General features: G+C 55.4%; 13 protein-coding genes, 1 tRNA gene and 1 pseudogene. 12 read left to right on the top strand and 3 right to left on the bottom strand.

Annotated features, from left to right (window positions below; all coding sequences use genetic code 11):
- The first annotated feature begins 50 nt into the window (after positions 1-50).
- The 9 genes and pseudogenes from OHL16_RS17595 (at position 51) to OHL16_RS17565 (ending at position 8,290) form a co-directional block, all read left to right on the top strand.
- On the top strand, positions 51-1,127 hold the full coding sequence (locus OHL16_RS17595; RefSeq protein WP_263368517.1) for an efflux RND transporter periplasmic adaptor subunit: 1,077 nt from the start codon (positions 51-53) through the stop codon (positions 1,125-1,127).
- The gene (locus tag OHL16_RS17590) at positions 1,124-4,261 is read left to right on the top strand and encodes an efflux RND transporter permease subunit (protein ID WP_263368487.1); all 3,138 of its coding nucleotides are present in this window, start codon (positions 1,124-1,126) and stop codon (positions 4,259-4,261) included. Before OHL16_RS17595 ends, OHL16_RS17590 begins: the two co-directional genes overlap by 4 nt.
- Before the next feature lie 63 nt (positions 4,262-4,324).
- Positions 4,325-4,519, top strand: a complete 195-nt coding sequence (locus OHL16_RS20385; RefSeq protein ID WP_396127213.1) for a lytic transglycosylase domain-containing protein — start codon at positions 4,325-4,327, stop codon at positions 4,517-4,519.
- A 109-nt stretch (positions 4,520-4,628) separates the two neighbouring features.
- Positions 4,629-4,787 carry a hypothetical protein gene (locus OHL16_RS17585; RefSeq protein ID WP_263368486.1) on the top strand — a complete coding sequence of 53 codons (159 nt, stop codon included), beginning with the start codon at positions 4,629-4,631 and terminating at the stop codon, positions 4,785-4,787.
- Between the two features lie 33 nt (positions 4,788-4,820).
- The gene (locus OHL16_RS17580) at positions 4,821-5,519 is read left to right on the top strand and encodes a GNAT family N-acetyltransferase (RefSeq protein WP_263368485.1); all 699 of its coding nucleotides are present in this window, start codon (positions 4,821-4,823) and stop codon (positions 5,517-5,519) included.
- A 614-nt stretch (positions 5,520-6,133) separates the two neighbouring features.
- Positions 6,134-6,415, top strand: a pseudogene (locus OHL16_RS20380) (tyrosine-type recombinase/integrase); the annotation flags it as partial.
- Positions 6,416-6,439: 24 nt separating this feature from the next.
- Positions 6,440-6,531: transfer RNA gene (locus OHL16_RS17575), tRNA-Ser, on the top strand.
- Positions 6,532-6,646: 115 nt separating this feature from the next.
- Positions 6,647-6,901: a hypothetical protein gene (locus OHL16_RS17570; RefSeq protein ID WP_263368484.1), complete on the top strand. Its 255-nt coding sequence runs from the start codon at positions 6,647-6,649 to the stop codon at positions 6,899-6,901.
- 114 nt (positions 6,902-7,015) lie between these two features.
- Entirely contained in the window at positions 7,016-8,290 is a 1,275-nt protein-coding gene (locus OHL16_RS17565) for a peroxidase family protein (protein ID WP_263368483.1), read from the top strand.
- 185 nt (positions 8,291-8,475) lie between these two features.
- Here OHL16_RS17565 and OHL16_RS17560 read toward each other — a convergent pair whose 3' ends face one another.
- Together OHL16_RS17560 and OHL16_RS17555 are read right to left on the bottom strand one after the other, a co-directional pair.
- The gene (locus tag OHL16_RS17560; RefSeq protein WP_263368482.1) at positions 8,476-10,656 is read right to left on the bottom strand and encodes a beta-galactosidase; all 2,181 of its coding nucleotides are present in this window, start codon (positions 10,654-10,656) and stop codon (positions 8,476-8,478) included.
- A gap of 21 nt (positions 10,657-10,677) precedes the next feature.
- A complete protein-coding gene (locus OHL16_RS17555) occupies positions 10,678-11,742 on the bottom strand; it encodes a LacI family DNA-binding transcriptional regulator (RefSeq protein WP_263368481.1) in 1,065 nt (354 codons plus the stop codon).
- 299 nt (positions 11,743-12,041) lie between these two features.
- On the opposite strand from OHL16_RS17555, the gene OHL16_RS17550 reads away from it, so the two are divergent.
- The 3 genes from OHL16_RS17550 (at position 12,042) to OHL16_RS17540 (ending at position 19,404) form a co-directional block, all read left to right on the top strand.
- Positions 12,042-15,533: a TonB-dependent receptor gene (locus OHL16_RS17550; protein ID WP_263368480.1), complete on the top strand. Its 3,492-nt coding sequence runs from the start codon at positions 12,042-12,044 to the stop codon at positions 15,531-15,533.
- Positions 15,534-15,608: 75 nt separating this feature from the next.
- Positions 15,609-17,549, top strand: a complete 1,941-nt coding sequence (locus tag OHL16_RS17545; RefSeq protein ID WP_263368479.1) for a right-handed parallel beta-helix repeat-containing protein — start codon at positions 15,609-15,611, stop codon at positions 17,547-17,549.
- The gene (locus tag OHL16_RS17540; RefSeq protein ID WP_263368478.1) at positions 17,542-19,404 is read left to right on the top strand and encodes an alpha-amylase family protein; all 1,863 of its coding nucleotides are present in this window, start codon (positions 17,542-17,544) and stop codon (positions 19,402-19,404) included. Before OHL16_RS17545 ends, OHL16_RS17540 begins: the two co-directional genes overlap by 8 nt.
- A 22-nt stretch (positions 19,405-19,426) precedes the next feature.
- Here OHL16_RS17540 and OHL16_RS17535 read toward each other — a convergent pair whose 3' ends face one another.
- A complete protein-coding gene (locus OHL16_RS17535; RefSeq protein WP_263368477.1) occupies positions 19,427-21,382 on the bottom strand; it encodes a sialate O-acetylesterase in 1,956 nt (651 codons plus the stop codon).
- Positions 21,383-21,458: the final 76 nt, after the last annotated feature.

The following is a 21,458-nucleotide window of genomic DNA, read 5'->3' as shown; positions in this document are numbered from 1 at the left end:
AGAAGTTGATTACACCTCGACGATTCTGGAGTGAGAAAACTGTGACCATCATGAAATTCACCGCATTGGGATTAACGTTAGCCTTAGTGGCCTTGGCAGGCTGTTCGAAGTCCCCGGAACTGGACCCGAGAACTCAGCCCGTTTCGGTACTCGTAGCTCGAGTTGGAGCCCCTATTGCAGAGACCGAATCATTCACAGGCGTCGTTACTGCGCGGGTTCAAAGCGATTTGGGTTTTCGCGTTCCGGGCAAGGTAACGAAGCGTTTTGTGGATACGGGTCAAAAGGTTCACATGGGCGAGCCCCTCATGCAAATCGATGTGACAGATTATGCGCATGCCATCGCAACACAAACGGAGAACGTTGCGGCTCTAAGAGCGAAGGCCAAGCAGGCGGCTGCCGATGAGGTCCGTTACAGGGGCCTTGTATCGACCGGAGCGATTGCTGCTTCAACTTACGACCAAGTCAAGGCAACGGCCGATGCGGCCCAAGCACAACTCGCCTCCGCAGAGGCGCAAGAGAAAGTTGCAAGAGATCAGGGAGACTACTCTCTCCTTCTTGCCGACTCCGACGGCACCGTTGTGCAGACACTGGCTGAGCCAGGCCAGGTGGTGGCCGCGGGACAAACCGTTGTCAAATTGGCTCACGCCGGCCCCCGCGAAGCGGCAGTCTACCTTCCGGAGACGCTTCGACCAGCTCTCGGCTCGGAAGCACATGCAGTCCTGTATGGAGAAACTGCGAGCGTTCCTGTCCGGTTGAGACAACTTTCGGATTCTGCGGACCCAGAGACCCGCACCTTCGAAGCCAGATATGTTCTTGGTTCCCTGGGCGCAAACGCGCCGCTTGGAGCTACAGTGACCGTTCAGGTCCCCAAGAAAGACTCTTCCGATCCAGAGGAAGTTCCCATTGCTGCGATCACCGATCGCGGCAACGGGCCTGGGGTCTGGGTTCTCAATCGAAAGACTTCCACAGTTTCGTTTCAAAGGGTCAAGGTGCTTCGTTTGAGTGGAGAGGACGCCATTCTTTCGGAAGGCGTGCAGCCGGGAGAGCAGATAGTTGCGCTAGGGGCACATCTGCTCAGCGATGGGCAGCACGTCCGTGTTGCAGACGAGAAGGTGGCATCCCGATGAGCAAGTTCGAAATCCAGGAACCGCATTTCGAAAAGGAAACGAATGCGAACAGCGGAATCAACCTTTCGGCGCTTGCCGTTCGTGAGCGATCCGTCACGCTCTTCTTCCTCCTCGCGGTAATCATTGCCGGAGCATTTGCATACTTTAACCTGGGGCGAGCCGAAGACCCCAGCTTCACAATCAAGGTATTCACCGTGACGGCGGCCTGGCCAGGCGCGACTGCCCAGGAGATGCAGGATCTCGTAGCTGAGCCGCTGGAAAAGCGGATGCAGGAACTCACCTACTACGACCACGTAGATACATTTACCCGACCCGGCCTAGCATTCCTGACAGTTACGCTGAAGGACTACACACCTCCCGAAGATGTTCAGGAAGAGTTCTATCAAGGCCGCAAGAAGATTCAAGACGAAGCCTCGAGGCTACCGCAAGGAGTCTTGCCGCCGGTCCTGAATGACGCATACACGGATGTCACGTTTTCTGTGTATGCATTGGAAGCGCCTGGACTACCGCTTCGAACGCTCACGCGAGAGGCGGAGGCTCTGAGACAGGATTTGCTGCATGTTCCAGGAGTCAAGAAGGTCAATGTCTTCGGAGAACGGCCAGAGAGGATATTCGTTCAGTTCTCCTATGACCGGATTGCAACTCTGGGAGTGAGTGCGCGCGACATCTTCAACGCACTCGTCAGACAGAATGCTGTGACCCCATCTGGTTCGATCGATACTCAAAACCAACAGGTTTATATCCGCCTTGATGGAGCACTCAATGATCTGGAAGAAATCCGAGACACGCCCATCGTCTCTGGTGGCAGAACTCTGAAATTGTCAGATATTGCCGATGTGCAACGGGGCTATGAAGATCCCGCGACGTTCCTGGTTCGTCACAATGGTCAACCTGCCATGATGCTTGACGTTGTAATGAGAGAGCAGTTCAACGGGTTGGCGTTGGGGAGATCTCTGGAGGCAGAGCAAAAGAAGATTCAGACGACTCTTCCGGCTGGGATGCGCTTTGAAATCGTGACCGATCAGTCAACGATTATCAAAGAAGCAGTGGGTGAGTTCCAACTCAAGTTCTTTGTGGCCCTCCTGGTCGTGATGATTGTGAGCCTTCTCAGCCTCGGCTGGCGTGTGGGCATTGTCGTCGCCGCGGCGGTTCCGATTACGCTCTCAGCCACACTTGTCATCATGCTGTCCACGGGCAAAGATCTGGACCGCATTACCCTGGGCGCCCTCATTCTCTCACTCGGACTACTGGTCGATGACGCGATCATCTCGATTGAAACGATGGTGGTCAAAATGGAGGAAGGCTGGGATCGAATTAAGGCTGCCGGATATGCGTGGAGCCATACCGCCGCACCGATGTTGGCTGGGACCCTGGTAACCATCATTGGCCTCATGCCGGTTGGCTTCGCGCAATCAAGCGCCGGCGAATATTGCAGGAACCTTTTTTGGGTTGTCTGTATCGCTTTGTTGACCTCATGGGTTGTCGCCGTTACCTTCACGCCGTATCTCGGTGTGAAACTCCTTCCCAACATTCCCCCGATGGAAGGTGGATATGCGGCGATCTATGAAACGCCGAACTATCAAAGATTGCGCCGAGTGATCGTCTGGGCGGTAGAACACAAATTCATGGTGGCCGGAGCCGTCGTTCTCATCTTCTTTGCATCGTCTTTGGGACTGGGCTTGGTCAAACAGCAGTTCTTTCCGAGTTCCGACAGACCCGAAGTACTGGTAGATGTAACGATGCCTCAGGGTTCCAGCATTGAAGCGACGCAAGCCGCCGTGATCAAGGTCGAGAACTGGGTAAGGGCACAGCCTGAGGCAAAGATTGTCAGTTCCTATATAGGTGGAGGCGCCGCCCGTTTCTGGCTCGCCTACAATCCCGAACTGCCCGACCCAAACTTTGCCAAGATGATCATCTTGACGCCTAATGCGAAGGAACGAGATAAGCTCATCCTACGTCTTCGTCAGCAGGTCGCCGCCGGACTCGCTCCCGAAGCCCGTGTGCGGGCAGTTCAATTTGTCTTTGGCCCCTATTCGCCTTTTCCGATTGCATTCCGCGTCATGGGTCCGGACCCGACCGTAGTTCGCACGATAGCGGATCAGGTATTGGCGAAGATGCAGGCCAACCCGAATGTTCGACAGGCAAACGAAGACTGGACGGAGCGCGCTCCGGTCGTCCATCTCGTCCTCGACCAAGACAGGCTCCGCTTGATCGGCTTATCTTCGCAAGACGCCGGTCAGCAGATTCAGTTCCTCACAACCGGCGTGGCCGTGACCCAGGTACGTGAGGATATTCGCACTGTCGATGTGGTGGCGCGCACTTCGGGAGCCAATCGCCTTGATCCCACGAAGTTGCTCAACATGACGTTGACCAGCAGCGACGGGAGACTGATTCCTCTTAGTCAGGTAGGACAGGTCGTGGTCAAAGAAGAAGACCCGATCCTCAAGCGACGCGACCGCACTCCTACGATCACCGTGCAGAGCGATCACGATGAATCAGTTCAACCGCCACAAGTGACTGCAGAGGTGTTGAAATCCATTCAACCCATCATCGCTAAGCTTCCCGACGGGTACAGGATCGAAGTGGGTGCCAATGCAGAAGAATCAGCGAAAGCAAACGCAGCGCTCGCCAAGGTATTCCCGATCATGTTTGTTTGCACGCTCGTCGTGATCATTTTCCAGGTGAGGTCTTTGTCCGCTCTCACCATGACAATCCTGACGGCGCCGTTGGGGCTAGCCGGTGTCGTTCCTACACTTCTGATCTTCCACGTGCCGTTCGGGTTTAATCCGATCCTTGGATTGATTGCCCTGGCTGGCATATTAATGCGCAACACACTCATCCTGATCGGGCAAATCAAGACAAACAAGGAAGAGGGTCTCGATGACTTCCATGCCGTGGTCGAAGCTACTGTTCAGCGGTCACGACCGGTCGTTCTGACCGCATTGGCTGCGGTACTTGCATTTATTCCCCTAACTTTCTCGGTCTTTTGGGGATCCCTAGCCTACACCCTTATCGGAGGAACCGCGGTCGGCACTGGACTTACGCTCGTTTTTCTCCCCGCGCTTTACACGATCTGGTTCCGCGTCAAGCCGACGGTTCGAGAACAGGAACCGGAGGCGCAGCCTGCCTACTGAGTGGGCGCCACTCGCCGGTCCACGAATTCACCTGTCAAACCTCTATCGCATCGGAGCAAATCAATGATCGGGTTCCATCGGATCTGGTCGAGAGAATCGTCGGAGCCGAGTCGGCTTGGGAACCCCAATGCGGTATCACCGAAGGGTGCAGCCGGACCTATGCAGCTGATGCCCGCTACCGCGGTCACTTGCCGGTCACCCGCTTCCGAGGCTGAACGTGCTAGCCCACCAGAAAAAGGAGAATTATTTAGATTATGATGCACATCTTAACAGACGGCCTGGCTCTCGATTCTGAATTCGGGGAAGTTGAAGAGCCGCCGCGCCCTGTTCTAGGCGCAATCGATGAAATAAGGGAGAAACAATCTACATGCAATTTCTCGTACAGATGAAAATCGTCGCTCAGGGCCGTGCCACGAGCCCTGAAGCGCGGATCACGCTGGTTGAAAACTACATCTTCCCGTCGCTCGAGGTGTGCAGGAAGCCGCAAGAAAAGGCAGGAATGCCGGGCGAGTTGATCGTCATTTAAGAGAAGGGGAACGTTGGTGACTAAGGCGATGTCATGAAAGAGGATCACGCGCAACGGACGTTCGAGTCTCTCGACAACCCGATCTGGTTCGCATTGACGACAGAACACCGGCTTCTTGCCCGCTCGCACGGCCTTGCGCGACGATATCCGTCGGATGTTTCACCGCTGGCGGCTTTGCTTCATCCCTCCAATGACGGATTCGCTGATTTACAACGGTTGGTCAGTCCCGGCGAGCATGTCGCGCTATTTACCGCCAGTCCCCTCGAGGTGCCCGGCGATTGGCAAGTCGACCGCTCTCGGTGGATCGACCAGATGATTTGTGAGGCTTCAGCGGCCTCCCTGCCCGTGGCGCCGATTCGACTCGGCGCGACGGACGTTCCCGAAATGCTGGAGCTCACCGCTGCCACCGAGCCCGGCCCGTTCCTACCGCAAACCATCCAGATGGGAAGCTATTTCGGAATACGCGCGAGCGATGGGAGGTTGGTCGCAATGGCTGGCGAGCGATTACAATCCACCGCGTTTGCGGAAATCAGCGCGGTGTGCACCCATCCCGAATTTCGCGGCCGCGGCTATGCGCAGGCCCTCACGACCTTCCTCGCAGCTCAGATTCTGGCGGCGGGAAAGATTCCTTTTCTTCACGTCAAGTCTGAGAATGGCGCAAAAGTGGTTTATCAAAAAATTGGGTTCCGTTTACGTGCCGCAATATACCTAACCGTGATCTCCCTTCGCTGAAGGTGTGGTGAGTTGCGAACCATATCGTCGCGTCGAACCAGGGCCTCAAAACAGCAGAGCAAAATCCCGGACGAAGTGCTCACATGAATTGGTTGCGTACCATTGAAACAAAGCGATTTGGCGCCCAGGGGTACGGCATGGATGGCCGAACAGTCTGAGGCGCGGGATTGGGCGGCGAGCAGCCGGAATCGCTGGCAGGCAACATTCTCATCTGATCTTTGAGTTGGCATCGACAATGAGAAGATCGACCGGAATCCCGCGGAACGCATTCGCCGGAAGACAGAGGGTGGAGGGCGCGTCCGCTTTTTGTCCGACGCGGAAGAGATCCGCCTTCGCGCTGCAATCGAGCACCGATTCAAAGAGTTCCTGCCTCACTTTCTTCTGTCCATCCACACCGGAATGCCGATGAGCGAGCAGTACGGCCTCGATTGGAGCCAAGTGGACTTTGAACGCCGACAGATATATCTCCCCCAAGACCAAGAACGGAGATCCGCGAACCGTTCCTCTCAACTCGATCGCCCTCGCCGCCCTCATGGAACTGGATGGTGGAGGCAAGAAGATGAAAGCCTTCCGTCCGAACTGGCGAGTCTCTCCAAGGATCACGTGGCTGGTTCCCCAGCGCGCTCGAGGAAGCGAAGATCGAAGGGTACACTTGGCATTGCAACCGCCATACTTTTGCAAGTAAACTGGTAATGGCTGGGGTGGATCTGCAGACGGTAGCAGAGCTGCTCGGGCACAGGACGCTCCAGATGGTCATGCGGTACTCCCATCTCGCTCCCGAGCACCAGGCGTCGGCTGTCGACCGACTGGTGAAAGCGGGAGATCGAAGGGACACCAAATCGGGACACCGGACGTCCTGCAGCGAAAACGATCAAGCGCACGATGACCGTAAGTAGCTGATAAGTTGCACGTTACAACGCGGAGAGGTGGCAGAGCCCGGTTGAATGCACCTGACTCGAAATCAGACATAGTCGCAAGGCTATCGGGGGTTCGAATCCCTCCCTCTCCGCCATTCTCTACTAAATAAATATAGATCAACGGATTAGAAGCAATTGCTGGCTCTGCTACCTAACCTTCGGTGCATACATGGAAACTAGCTGTAAGCCAATCCTGGCTGACGTCACATTTTGTGGGATCGTTTTGTCATAGAAAAAGACAAGGTGTGTGTTCGCTTTGTGTCATCGGCCGTCTCGCAAGGCCCGGACTTCATTTTCAAAAAAGCGATCGGGCGCGATTGGAAAGGCTTGCTGTCACCAGTGCTATATGTCGTGGCGATTATTGCTACCCTTCGCTTCTCGTGGATCGCCCAAGCGATGTTTGTGATTGCTGCACTGATCTGGTTGATTTCGGACCGGCGAATTGAAAAACGTCTTGCATTGTAAACGGGACATGGCGATTGGGGCTCAACGACAAGGTCTGTACAAAGCGGGTCTTCGTAGGGCGAGACTGGATTGATGGGGTCTATGAATCAACCTGCTACCTCAGTTCGTAATCACGTGGCAATCGATGCACCCCTCGGCGCTGCAAATTATGCTCGGATGTTTCCCGAGCTCCCCTCGTTTCACGCCGATGAGCAGTTCCTGCACGCACTGGGCCGCGCGGGCGGCGTCTGCGATTGCAGAGACATCGATGACTCTCCTGACTCCTTGGGCGACACAGCCGCTGGCTGGCCCATCTTCGGCCAATTTGTGGCCCACGATATTACGGCTGACCGGTCCATTTTGCGAAGCCATACCAATACAGCGGAATTGCGCAATTCGCGCAGCCCGCAACTCAACCTTGAATGCCTGTACGGCGATGGGCCGACCGGCCATCCCTTCCTTTATCAGCGAGACTATCCGGCCAAGTTTTTGCTTGGTGTGGACGGAGCAGACATTCAACGAAACGCAGAGGGCATCGCAATTATCGGCGACCCACGCAACGATTCCCACATGCTGATATCGCAACTGCATCTTGCTATGCTCAAGGCTCATAACGCATTCGTCGAGGAGGCGCGGCGCAGTGGAGTAGCAAACGACCGCGTGTTCGACGAAGCGTCCGGACAGTTGCGGTGGCACTATCAATGGATCATTCTCAACGAGTTTCTGCCTGCGCTCGTTGGACAGGCTCTTGTAAATCAGGTGCTTCAGGAAGGCCCGCGCTGGTTTCGCCCCCGGCATGGCGGATTTATACCCCTTGAGTTTGCCAGCGCAGCCTATCGGTACGGCCACTCTCAGATTCGCCATCGCTATCAATTAAGCTTACATGCCGATCCCGTGCCGCTCTTCCCTGATCTCCTAGGATTTCGTGCAGTACCGCGCGAGCGCACAGTTGACTGGACTCTCTTCTTCGATCCACCCCGTGTAGTGAGGGCGCAACGTTCAAAGAGAATTGACGGGAGGCTAGTGCGAGCACTCATTGAGTTGCCGGTGGCCGTTACCGGTGAGTGCGAGATTGAGGACTATCATTCTCTTGCCGTGCGCGACTTACAACGCGGCCAAGGTATCGGACTTCCATCTGGCGAGGCCGTGGCCCGTCACATCGGAGTCTCCCCGATCACCACGGAGCAGGTTGGCATCGCCTCCACAGGCTGGAAGGGCGAGACCCCTCTGTGGTACTACATTCTCCGCGAAGCCGACGTCTGTACAGGAGGTCATCGTCTTGGCCCCGTTGGCGGCCGGATCGTGACAGATGTCTTGGTCGGGCTCATCGATGCAGACGCGACATCATTTCGTCGGAACAACGGAAACTGGCGGCCGCAAAAAACGCTGAGCGAATTGCTGGCCGCCTAGCGTCGAGCAAGACTTCTTTGCGCGTCAGTGGACGTCGTAACTGTTCCTCCAGAGACGGGTTCGCTGAGGTACTCACGCCACCATACCGGGCTGCTGACTCGACTAGCTGTCGGGTTGACAACATCCGCTTGACGATCTGGCGACGAGAGTAATTGCCCGGCATACGTCATCTTGGCGACCTCGCATCACTGCTCCTCGATGATGGCCTGGTCCCAGGGAGCGATGCTTAGGGTTGTTCCGTGCACAACAGATTTATCGGAAGTGAGTTCTGTGCCGGCGGCATACGAATACGGAACGCTCACAGCAGCGCTTGAGTAGTTGAAGTAGTAGTGGATGGTCTTGCCGAGCCGGTTCTCTCCATGCCTTACTCGCACGCTCGATGGCAGGGTCTGGTCTAGACCAAGCAGACCTGCCAGACCGAGTACTTGCGAAACTACGGCCGTTTGAAGCTTCTCGCTTAGCCATGTGCCCTCGTAGGTCAATGTGCCGGATCCGAACTGATTGCGGGTGATCGCAGGCCAGCGTCCAAAGAACGGATGGTCATAGTAAGCGAGAGGCTGGGCGTGCTCGGGCAACAGAAACTCCGCCCAGTACATAACCTTGTTGTCGTCCCCGGCATGGTATGGGTCGGCCTTGAGGCTGATCGGCTTGTCCAGATTGGAGAACTCCTGATAACTGAAACCGGCTGCTTCGCGTAGAGGTCCGGGAGCTCGCACCCAGCGGACAGCAGAGTTTTCGTTGGAGAATCCGCTCTTGAATGTCATGAGGACATGGCCGCCATGCTTTACGTAGTCGGAGATCTTCGTTAGTAGCGCATCATCCGCAATGTAGAGCGCCGGCACAATGAGGACCTTGTATTTCGAAAAGTCAGGGTCCTCAGGAAAGACAAAATCCGTACCGATATTCAAGTCGTACAGTACGCGGTGCATCTGTGAAATCAAGGTGCCGTAGTTTGCAGCCGGCGGGCCAAAACTCCACTGGGGGCTTGCTCCGTGCGCAAACGGCATGAAGTCCAGCGCATTCGACGAATCCACACTGTAGAGAATGGCAACCTGGTTGGTGATGTGAAGGTCCACCAGATGCGGCCCGATACGCTGTAGTTCGTGAGCTGTCTTCGAGACCTCGGCGTAGGCACGATTCGGCTCCAGGTCATGGCTCAGAACACCCTTCCAGTAAGTCTCCTGTCCGGAGTGAATGGAATGCCAGTGCCAGTACTCAACCATGTTTGCGCCGTTCGAGAGATGCGTATACACGTCCTGGCGCAACTGGCCATCGTACGGTGGATACTGGTACTCAGAAGTCCAGTCCGTAGTTTGCGCATTCGTTTCTGTGATCAGGTAATTGCCGTGCTTGACGGAGCGGATGTAGTCCCCTGTCAGGGACTGCGACTCTCCCCCCATGTTCTCCTGCGTGCCGTGGTAGTTATTCGTCGCAGCTATGTCGAGCGATTTCGCGATCTCGAATTCATTGATCTCGCGATGCATCGCACCTGCGAAATCCTGCGTAACGAACTGGTCAGGCCGCCGATACTGCCGCACCAGACCTGCCTGCCACGACAGATAATTGGTAACCCGCATCTGCTGCCATCGCGTCCACTCAAGCTTGTATCCCGTGCTTTGCGCGCTGTCCCGCGTAGGCAATTCATCCCAACTGTGAATGTCCTGCCCCCAGTAATTCAGGAACCACGCTTTGTTCAGGTTCTCAGGAGTCGAGAACTTGCCTTTGAGATGATCCACAAAGCCGGCGAAGACATCTGGATTGGAAGCGTCGTACGACGAGGTCTCGTTATCAATCTGCCACCCGATCACCGCTGGATTATTGCGGTAGTGCTCAACCAGGTTGCGAATCACCCTCCCGGCGTAGAAGCGGAACCTCGTATTGTCCGTATCCATGTTTTGACGCATTCCGTAAAATACAGGCGCGCCGCCCAGGGGCCGGGCGAGTATCTCGGGATGCGCCTTGTACAGCCAAGGAGGAATGGAGTACGTCGGCGTTCCCATGATGACTTTTATGCCGGCCTTCCCCATCGCATCCACAACGCGATCCATCCAGGCGTACTCGAATCGCCCGTCTTCCGGTTCCCACAGACTCCAGGTGGACTCTCCCATTCGAACAACTGAGATCCCGGCCTGCTTCATGAGAGCTACGTCTGCGTCCAGCCGCTCATATGGCATGTATTCGTTGTAGTACGCCACGCCATACAGAACATTCGGAAACTCCGCGAGTTTTACCGGAGCGTCGGATTTTGAACCGGAAGCAGGGTGTCCGCTGGCTGAAAGCGATTGTGCCCGGACTTGCGAGAAGGCCCCCTGCGAGGTGATTAAAAGGCCAAGTAAGGTCCCAGAACGCAACTTTCGAAGAATCAAGGTCACCTCGTAAGACTCAGGTTAAATGGATCGGCGACTGCGACGAGTGGGCTGCGTTTGCTGTCGATCAGCCTGCATGGTTCCGCGCGGATAGCTCGTAGTCTGGCGAACAATCAACCTCGTTGGAATCTTCGATTCCTTTGCGGCTGAAGCATCGTCGGGGGTTTCGATTCCCGCCCGCAAGGCCTCTATGGCAGAACGCGCAAGATCGGAACACGCCATTTGAATCGTCGTCAGTGGTGGAAAGGTGAACTCTGCAATATGGATATTGTCGAATCCGATGACTGAGATCTCATCAGGGACCCGCGTCTTCGTATTGTAGAGTTCGTGCAATACGCCGATGGCGGTCATGTCGTTAGAACACATGACGGCAGTCGGCATGATCTTATTCTTTGCCAGAACCCGCATACCCTCCATGCCACCTTCGAGAGTGTGCGTGCCCTCGACGATACTCTCCGGCCCTACTTTTACGCCGATTTCTCCCATTGCCTTGATGAAGGCATCACGCCGGACCTTCGCAGAGTGCTGCCTCAACGGTCCCGTGATGAATGCGATGTTTCGGTGCCCTAGCGCCGCGAGGTGCTGTACTCCCTGGCGAATACCCGCCTGGTAGTCCACGTTCAGGGTTCGCACGTAAGGAGAATCGGGACCGACATCCACAAATACCATCGGAACCTGCCGCGCCGCCAGTTCGTCGATCACCGGCCCTTCGATCCCGAATGTCATGACCGCCACGCCATCTACCTTTCGCTCAAGCATTCGGCGAATAACGCGTGTCATGCGCTCGGGATCGTAGTTCGTAGAGCCGATCAGAACTTCGTAGCCATTCTCGACCGCTATGTCCTCAAACTGCTGAATCAACTCCGGGAAAAAGGGATTTGTGATCTCGGAGATGATCAATCCCAGTATCCGGCTACGGCCGGATACCAGTGCGCGGGCCTGGGTGTTGGGGAAATAGTTCAACTCTTCAATTGCCTGCCAAACGCGCTTGGCAAGATCAGGATTCACTGTAGAGACGTGGTTGATTGTGCGCGAAACTGTGGCACTGGACACCTTCGCGTATCGGGCAACATCCCGGATATCCATTCGATCTGGCTTGCGTCCTTCTTTCCGGTTATTGCCATTCTTCCCCATAATGTTGTGAGTATACGTGTGCTCGAAATCGTTGTATAGGTGCTTCCTTGCTGCCCTCCCCTTGCAAAGAATATCGACGGAGACCCGCCCTCCCTTAACCCTATCCCACGCCGATATTTCACAGGGCAAGGACGGAATTACTTGACATCCCTTTAACACAGCGAGTAGCGTCTTTCTCGCCCCCGGAAAACGTTTGCTCCCTTGAGTTGGCCGCAAGGGATATGCCCGGGTCAAGCCCAGCGAGGACTCGAATGAAAAGACTAAGCTACTTACTCACAGCCTGCACGTTATTTGTGCTCCTTCTATCCGGACGAGAGGCCGGAGCCCAGGCAACCACAGGACTAATCGTCGGTCGAATCACAGACAGTAGCGGCGCCGTCATTCCCGGTACATCGATTGTCGCCAGAGATGAAGACAGAGGCGTCTCCTTCATCGGGCGTTCCGACGCCGCCGGTAACTATGTTGTGCTGAATGTCACGCCTGGCGTCTACACGGTTACTGCCTCATCTAAGGGCTTTGCCGAATCCATCAGATCACATGCGGTCCTTGTTATCGATCAGAAGTTGGTTCTAGACTTCAGCCTCGTTCCTGGCACAGTGGCGACCACTGTCGATGTGTCGGAGATGCCTCCGCTGCTCCAGACCCAATCTGCAGAAGTAGGCACGGTGATTAGCGGCAAGAGCATCGTAGATCTTCCTCTATTGGGCCGTAATTTCTATGGACTTACTAATCTCGTTCCTGGTGTAAATGGGGCGAGCGGCGGTATGAACGCCTTCAATCTCTCTGTGAGCGGCCAGCGCGAATATGCGAACTCTATTCAGTTGGACGGCATTGAGTCGACCACAAACCGCACACAGGACATCACAGCTACTCCCAACGTTGACTCAGTAGAAGAGTTCAAGGTTGTTACTGCGGCATATAACGCGGAATTTGGCAACGCATCTGGTGGGGTGATCACGATTCAGACGAAGGCTGGAAGCAACTCTTTCCATGGCAGTGCCTACGAGTTTTTCCGCCCCAATTTCATGACGGCCCGCCAGACGATTCCAGGCGTCAGCAGTCCTCAGCCTGCCTCATCTCTGAAGCAGCACAACTTTGGTGGTACGTTGGGTGGTCCGATTAAGAAGGGCCGCGCATTCTTCTTTGTTGCATATGAAGGCACGCGTCAGAAGAGCGCATTCTCTGACGTTACCTCGACGATTCCTTTTGGCCTCTTCAGCATCAAGCCGAACGGTGACGTGGATTTCTCCAAACTGGTTGATCCTTGTGCCGGAATGGCGTGCACAAAGAATGGCAAACCCAGCGGACCGCCAGCGGGAACAGTCGATCCTATCTTTGACCCCAATGTTACAGTGGCGAATTATGGATGGTGGTCATCGCAGTTTCCCAACAATGTGATTCCCGCTTCGCGCGTCAGCAAGGCGGGTATGAACACTCTGCTGAACTTCTTCCCCAAGCCGAATCTTGCGGGTATCGACAATGGATGGTTCCGCAACTATCAAGCATGGGCGCCGACCAGCTACAACAGCGATCAGGCTGATGCTCGCTTCGATCAGGTAATCACTTCGAAAGACCGTTTGTACGCCGTTTATCACTGGCAGGGTGGCAATATTCTCGACGGCGATCAGTTCCACGGTAATACTCCTGTTGCTGGTGCCGGTGATGCTGACCAGGCAAATAAGGAGGACATGGGTGTTCAGACTCTCTCGCTCACTTATGATCATAGCTTCACGCCTACAGCTTTGAATGAGTTCCGCTTTGGCTATAACCGTTATCATCAGGATCAGTACAGCCTTTTGAGCGGCACTGATTATTCGACGAAGTATGGTTATGGGAATGTTGCTGTTAGTGGTTATTCAGATACGATGGGCTTCCCTGATATCTTCATGGGGGATGGCTATCTGGCAGGTGGTTCGTCCTACAAGCCGTTCCATATTCTCGACAGAAACTATCAGTTTGGCGATTCCTTTACCTGGAGCAGTGTGCCGCGCCACGAGTTCAAGTTTGGCGCAAACCTTCGACTCCTGAACTCGCATCCGGAGTTCTCGCTGTTCCCAACTGGCTATCAGTACTACGGCAGCTTTGGTAACGCCGAGACTTCAGCTCAGGCATATTGGGGATACTTTTACGATGCAGCCGGCAACTGGATCGTTCCCAACGGGTATAACTGGCTCGGCGGATCGGATATAGCTGACCTTGTGCTCGGTTTGCCGCTGGACGTCTACATGGGCCTGCAGTTGACCGATCCGCATACGCATAGCTGGGATCTCGATTTCTATGCGCAGGATTCCTTCAAGGTAACTCCGAAGCTGACGCTAAACTACGGGGTGCGCTACGAGTATCAGGATCCCTGGACGGAAGCTCATAACAGCATGTCCAACTTTGATCTAGCGAGTGGCAATATTGTGCTTGCCGGGCTCAACGGCGTTTCAAACGGGATTGTGAAGCCGCGCAAGAATGATTTTTCGCCACGTTTTGGCTTTGCCTACAGCATTGATCAGAAGACGGTCGTTCGTGCGGGGGGTGCAATCTTCTATTCGCCTGAAAATGACGGACGTGAAGACTTCCTGACCAGGAACAATCCGTTTGCGGTTCAGTCGTCTTACTCAAACTGGGAGTGGAATGTTCAGCCCTCCAACCCGCAGGTATGGCCTTATCAAATCGACGCTGGTGCGCCGCGCAGCACGGCGATCAATATTCCTGCTGCTGGCTTCATCGAGCCGAAGAATCTGGTGAACGGCACCTTGAAAAAAACGTCTGCCGTGAATCCAAATCTCAAGACCGGAAGTACAGATTCCTTCAACCTCGCAGTAGAGCGCCAATTGAGCCGTACGGATGCTCTCGATGTGGCTTATGTAGGGTCTGTGTCGCATCACTTGTCTTATAAGGTCGGTGATATTAATGCCAACCCCAAGCAGAGCAAGAATGCTGCCGGGGCGAACACCTATGACACGCGCATTACTCCATATCTTGGTGCTATTGAGTATTTGACCGATGTGGGGATGAGTAACTACCACTCGTTGCAGGTTAAGTTGATGCATACGGCCAAGAACGCCAGCCTTATGTTGAGCTACACCTACGGACACAACCTGGACAATGGCCCGGCGCCGTTCGATCTGGGGCAGAACAATGACCAGCCGCAGAATCCGTACAATCTGCGGTCAGAATATGCCACATCGGACTCTGATGTTCGTCACAATGTTGTTGTCAGTGGCGAATATAATCTGCCCTTCGGTGAGGGGCAGACGTGGGGATCGAACTGGAATTCAATTGAGAATGCGATTCTCGCCGGATGGAAGTTTGGTGGAATTGTCACCATGCGCACCGGAACTCCGGTGAACGTAGTTCTCGGCGAAGATCCCAAGTCGTCGCTTGCCGGCTTGCGTCCGAACGTAACGGGTAATCCAAACTTGACTCACAGCAAGCGGAACGTTTTTGAGTATTTCAATACCGCGGCATTCAGCCAGCCTGTGCTTCCTCCGGGGGCCAGCTATGTCTACGGTAATGCAGGCCGCAACCTGATTGTTGGACCGGGCTTCATCAACGTGGACGCTTCGCTTGCGAAGGAGTTCGCGATTGAGCACTACGGCAAGCTACAGATTCGTGCCGAAGCGTTCAATGGAATGAATTCTGTTCACTACCGTAATCCAGATGGTAACTTCCAGAGTCCGACGTTTGGCATGATTAACTCGACAATGGGTGACCAGCGTGTAGCTCAGCTGGCGGCTAAGTTCAACTTCTAAACTCTTCATCTAACCGCGCTGCTGGAATGTCCTCCGGCAGCGCGTTTTCATTTTTCTTTGAGAGACTGAATTCTTATGATTTCCGCCCGACCTGCTCGCCTGTTCTTTTTCCTTATCGCCTCCGTACTTCCAGTTTCCTTCGGGCAAACGGCTGCTCCGCCGAGTAACTCTGCCGGCCACGAATATTTTGTCGACTGCTCTAGCTCCGGCAACGGAAGCGGTGAGTCCCCAGCATCGCCCTGGAACTCGCTTGATTCCCTGCAATCCAAGGTCTTCTCCCCCGGCGATGTCATCCGTCTCCGGCGTGGAACGGAATGCCGTGGCTCTCTGTGGCCCAAGGGATCTGGCAGCGCAGACCATCCTGCGCGATTGACTGCTTACGGCGAAGGATCGAGACCGAAGATCTTTGCCGGCGACAAGCCCACCCAAGCGTTCAAGCTGTTCAACCAGGAATACTGGGACATCGACTCGCTCGACCTCTCGGGAGGCACTACTTTCGGTATCTTCATAAGCGGTGACAAGGGCATCCTGCATCACATCCACCTGACAAATCTGCTGGTGCACGGTGTGCTGGGAGGAGATCTCAAGAGCAAGGATAGTGGATTGGTCGTCATCTCTCCCGGCACTGTGAACCAATGGTTCGACGATGTACTGGTGGATGGCGTAACAGCCTATAACACCAAACAATGGGCAGGCATTATGGTGGGGGGTGGAAATCTTGGATTCACGCCTGAGAATACATGGAGTACGCATGTCATCATTCGCAACTCGATCGTCCACGACGTGCAGGGCGACGGGATCGTGCTCTTTCGCGTTCGCAACGGTTTGATTGATTCCACCGTTGCGTGGCGCACAGGCATGCAGCAAACCGAATCGACGGGAACGCCCAACGCCATCTGGACATGGATGTGTCACGATTGCATCGTCTCGCACAGCGAGGCCTTTTTGACGGACAGCCCAGGCGTGGATGGCGGCGCATTCGACATCGACTACGGCAATACGAATAACTCCCTGCTCGACAGTTTTGGCCACGACACACAGGGCTATTGTGTGGCGGTTTTTGGTGCCGGTTTTGTCACGCGTACAAGCGTGGTCCGCGGCAATGTATGCATTGACAACGGCCGGAGTCCTCGCATGTCCGCCTATCAGAGCGCGATCTTCCTGCACACCTGGAACGGTGGCTCGATAGATGGCCTGGTAGTCGAGAACAACACCGTATATTGGAATCCGCTCGGTGCGGACCCCCCGCTGATCAATGACGCAACGATTCAAGGTGGCGAAGCTGTCTTCAAGCACAACGCGATCTATTCAACTTCGCCCGCCTTTGTCGAGAGCAATCGCGCGCTCTCTCTCAATTCGAACCACTACTTCTATTACGGAGCGCAGCCGGAGCGGTGGCAGTATGGCAGCGCCACTTTCGATACCTTCAAGAACTACCAGCGAAGCACAGGCCAGGACTCGGAGAGCAGCTTGCAGCAAGTTTCGATGGCGGATGCGAATGAGCAGTGGTTCCGAGTTGCCGCCTCCGCGCCGGTCTCCATCGCGAAATCTCCGAGCCTGCCAATTACCGGTACAGATTATGAGGGCAAAACAGTTGCACTCAAGGATGGATCGGGACACTGGCGCATCAACTGCTGGCTTCCAGCAAAGCTCAACGCAGACGGATTGCTGGACGCGTCCGTCAGCCAGCAACTCACGATCTTGAAGAGCATCTCGCTTCAGTTCCCCGCCAGCAAATTGAAGATTGTAGTCGTCATGCGGGCCGTTCCTCAAACAGAGATAGCATCCCTTAGAACTGCAATCCGCGATCTTCAGATGAACAACGTCACGTTCCTGATTGAACCGACGCCGTCGACAGATTCAATAGACAAAGCTCAAGTCATACTGTCTTCCCCTGATGGCAAAGTTCGTGGAGCATGGGATGGGTTTGCAGGACCGACTGATATCGGGTTCGCTGTTCGGAAAGAGCTCCGTACACCGGTGTACCCGCAGATGGAGACCTCAAAGAATGAGTAGATCGAGCTCACACTACGCGCATCCCTTACCCGCGAATTGGCAGCCTTTGCACGTTGTGTCACTCGCGCTGACGGCTTCCCTTTCGCTCACCCTCGCGCCGCTGCCCTGCCTTTCGCAGACGATAGCACCGAAGGAGCAGTTCTCCGCTCACGCACTCGCTGCGCCGATGCTTCGTGATCCGATCTCGGTTTACAACAACTGGTCATCGTACGACGAGCTATCCGACAATGTGCCGCTAACAGAAGACCTCGCAATGCGCGAGCTTGACCAGGTAATTCGGCTTCGAAAGATTGGCGGCGTTCGCTTCGATTACTACCTGATGGATGCGTTTTGGTTTGATCCAGATGGTGGATACCGTACCTGGCGCAAGCCGAACTGGCCGAATGGCCCGGATCGCTGGATCCAGAAGTGCAAGGAGAATGGGATTCAGCCGGGGATGTGGTTCAGTTCCAACACGCTGGTCAAGATAAACCCTGCACCGCAGTGGCGTGATTCGTTGAACAAAAAGCAGACGGAGATGTCCTTTTTTGAAGGCGGATTCCTGCCTGACTTCATGGATACTCTGCAGTACTGGTATGACCATGGCATCCGCATGTTCAAGTTCGACTTCGTCGATCTGACCGCGGCCACTCCCGAAGACGAAGCGAAGCTGACCAAAGACGAGATCCGCGCCCGAAACGCAAATGCGCTGCGCATCGCGTTGCAGAAGTTTCGGGAACGAAACAAGGATGTCGTTCTGGAGGCTTTCAATGGATTCGGCGGTGACTTAGACACCACCTCATCGCCCTTCCCGTTCCGGGATTCTGTGGACTTGCGCTGGCTGGACGTCTTCGACATGCAATACACCGGCGATCCCCGCCCATCCGACGTGCCCGAAATGAACTTCTGGCGCTCGATGGATATCTATGGCGACCACATGGTCCGCCGCTTTGAGCAGAGCCACTTTCCAGCCGAGCGGATTGACTCGACCAGCTTCATGATCGGCAAAACGGGAACCATCTATTACCGCGGCATGCATGCCTGGCGAGGCGCGCTGATTCTAATGCTGGCGCGTGGAGGCTGGATCAACACGGTGCACGGCAACCTGGAGTTGATCAACGACGAAGACGCGCGATGGTTTGCGCAGGTCCAATCGCTATTCCTGGAATTGCAGTCTCTTGGCCGCACCAAGTCTTTTGGCGCGATACCCGGCGAAGTTCAGCCCTACGGCTTCGGCTCCGTCGATTCAGACGGCGCCGTATACGTCGTGATGAATCCCGCACAGAGTGTGCAATCGATTCAGATCCCGTTGCTCTCTCAGGAGCAGCGCCCGCTCGGGCCCGGCAGGCTTCTCTTCACTGACGCCGGCTTTCACCCCCGCATCGCCGGCGACAAGGTTGAACTAGGCCCGGGTCAGATGGCGATGGTGGGCTTCGGCAAATACAACTCAACCCACTACCACTTCGGCATTCAGCAGGACGTAGTAATTCCTACTAGCATTCGTCCGCTGGAATCGCGGTTCGAAAGCACGGGCAAAGGAGTCATCGAGGCAACCATTCCTGTTCCCGCGACAGGAGATTTGCGACTCGTCATGCAGCAACACAATCCCGACGGGAGCCTCCGTCGCACCTGGGCCGGCGGACCACCGAGCGGAACAAACATGAGTCAGGTGTTCTTGCTTGAGGCTACGCAGAACGGCCACAACGTTCCCGTAGTCATCGACTACGACAAGGTGATATGGAGCGGGCTGTCCTGGGCGGTTGGAGAGATACACCGCAAGGATCTGCAACCAGGAGTACCGATCACACTGCGATTCACATCGAAAGAGAAGGATCCCGTGACGCTATCCGGAAATGTGTACGCGGTCACCTATTAGCGTGAACCGCCTGCAATGAGCTCTATTTCGCATCGACGGTTATGCCAGACCAATCGTCGGTGCGAAATGGAGAGGCAGGAATACCGGAGCTATTCGTCAGATTCTGAACAGGGTTGTCGGCCCAGGCATACCTCACTGCCACAGGGTTCGGCACACCAGGGCTGGAAACAACAACGTCGTCGCCTTCGATCTTCGCATTCGCCCACGCAAATCGACGATCCGCACCTCCCAGTTCGAATCCAGTCAGAGGCTTTCCGTCCCCTGTTTTAAGGCCTCCAAACGTGTTGCGAAAGTGCACGCGGATGGTCCCCTGTTCAACTTTCGCAGAACCGTAGACGGGGCCTGAGTAGGCAACATGCTGGCCGTAGACTGTGCCGAGCGCGAGCAGCGCGAGCCTGTCTCCTACGTCCGCCTTATCCGCAGGGTGGACATTGTCAGCCTCCCCAACATCAATGGTCACTGCGATCGCTGTGTGCGGCAGACGAGTCGCCTGGAGCTGAGCTTCCCGCAGCTCCGCCCATGCGCTCTCCACTGGCTGCGCTTGCCGAGCGCCATGGTTGGGCAGTTGCACAATCAGAAATGGCAGGTCCTGGTCATTCCACGCCTTTCGCCAGCCCTGGATGAGCGCAGGCAGCAATTCCCTGTATTGATACGCTCTCCCTGCATTGCCCTCGCCCTGGTACCACACGAAGCCGCGAATAGAAAACGGCGCAAGTGGAGCGATCATTCCGTTGTAGAGTCCAGACGGCGGCCGCATAGCATACTCTCCGCCCGACTCCCGAAGAGCGATCATGAGCTGCTTCACAGCGGACGGTGTCCATGGCAGTTGGACGCCCCAGTCCGGTTGCTTCAAATCACTAAACTCAAGGCGGATGGTCCGCCACTCCCGCGTGGCCTTGAAGATGGGAGAGGCATAGTTGGCCTCGTCTGTGACCGTGGGTTGGGCGAACCGCAGCTGAAAGAATCCGGATCCCCTGGCGGAAAATTCAATCCCTGAATAATCACTTAGATCTCCGATCTGCCCGTCCTCCGCAAGAGAGGCGTCGAGGGCTGCGGAATCCTGCGGCCGCAATCTTCCAGTTAGATGAGCAACGGCATCATCCTTCGCCCTATCTATTTCGAACAAGCTCTCTGGAGCCGTATTCCAGCTGTAGGTCCACTTCCCTCCAAGTTGGTTGTTCGCCTGCGAAAAATCGCTAAAGGCAACTCTCTGCTCTCCGTCGTCTCCTTTTCTGAGCAACACAAAATTGCGGAATGACAGGTCGAATGGAAATCCGTCTCCGGCGAACATATGCGTCTCGTCGGGCGCGTCCCGCCAGCGACTGAGAATCGGCGCAAAGTCCGGATTCGCAGCAAGGGACGTCGAATCCGTCCACTCCTCCGCAGAAGTCCCTGGCCATGAGCTGTGGATCAGTCCGATCGGGACCTGCAAACGTTTCTCGAGCTCACTCCCAAAGAAGTAGGCGACTGCAGAGAACTCCTTTGCATTCTCTGGAGTGCAAATCTGCCACGCAGACTGAAACGAACTAGATCGCTTCAGGCTGCTCTCGTCAGGAACAGTGAAGAGGCGCAGCGAAGCATTGCTCGCCTTGGAGATGGCCGAAGACGCGTTGCTCGCACGGCTCACCGGAAAGGTCATGTTCGACTGCCCGGAGAGCACCCACACGTCGCCGATCATCACATCGTGAATCACCACCGTGGTCTTTCCCGCGACTCGCATCACAAAGGGGCCACCTGCCGGCAAAGGCTGCAAAGTCAGGCCCCAGCGGCTATCCGTACCCGCTTGCGTGGATACCGGCGCTCCATTCGCCAGACGGACTTCTATTTTCTCTCCGGGGTCTGCCCATCCCCACACGGCAATCGGCTTATCGCGCTGCAGAACCATGTGATCGCCAAACAAAGGAGCCAGGCGAGGTGTCGCATGTGATGGCAAGCCTGCAAGAATCAACGGGAGAACAGCGAGGAGGCGTCGGAACATAGGTAGCTCTCAGTGCCCTTTTGCGGACCGAAATTTCTTGTTTATTTTCAGTTTTCCGGCCTCTCGAGAAAACGTA

Origin of the sequence: Edaphobacter bradus (assembly GCF_025685645.1) — a bacterium.
GTDB lineage: Bacteria > Acidobacteriota > Terriglobia > Terriglobales > Acidobacteriaceae > Edaphobacter > Edaphobacter bradus.
The sequence above is the reverse complement of the archived record's forward strand: the minus strand, read 5'-3'. Positions and strand labels throughout refer to the sequence as shown.

Coding starts and splice junctions, on each gene's coding strand:
- OHL16_RS17595 (WP_263368517.1), top strand. CDS start 51: ATGAAATTCACCGCATTGGGATTAACGTTAGCCTTAGTGGCCTTGGCA.
- OHL16_RS17585 (WP_263368486.1), top strand. CDS start 4,629: ATGCAATTTCTCGTACAGATGAAAATCGTCGCTCAGGGCCGTGCCACG.
- OHL16_RS17555 (WP_263368481.1), bottom strand. CDS start 11,742: ATGGATATCCGGGATGTTGCCCGATACGCGAAGGTGTCCAGTGCCACA.
- OHL16_RS17535 (WP_263368477.1), bottom strand. CDS start 21,382: ATGTTCCGACGCCTCCTCGCTGTTCTCCCGTTGATTCTTGCAGGCTTG.
- OHL16_RS17590 (WP_263368487.1), top strand. CDS start 1,124: ATGAGCAAGTTCGAAATCCAGGAACCGCATTTCGAAAAGGAAACGAAT.
- OHL16_RS17545 (WP_263368479.1), top strand. CDS start 15,609: ATGATTTCCGCCCGACCTGCTCGCCTGTTCTTTTTCCTTATCGCCTCC.
- OHL16_RS17550 (WP_263368480.1), top strand. CDS start 12,042: ATGAAAAGACTAAGCTACTTACTCACAGCCTGCACGTTATTTGTGCTC.
- OHL16_RS17580 (WP_263368485.1), top strand. CDS start 4,821: ATGAAAGAGGATCACGCGCAACGGACGTTCGAGTCTCTCGACAACCCG.
- OHL16_RS17540 (WP_263368478.1), top strand. CDS start 17,542: ATGAGTAGATCGAGCTCACACTACGCGCATCCCTTACCCGCGAATTGG.
- OHL16_RS20385 (WP_396127213.1), top strand. CDS start 4,325: ATGATCGGGTTCCATCGGATCTGGTCGAGAGAATCGTCGGAGCCGAGT.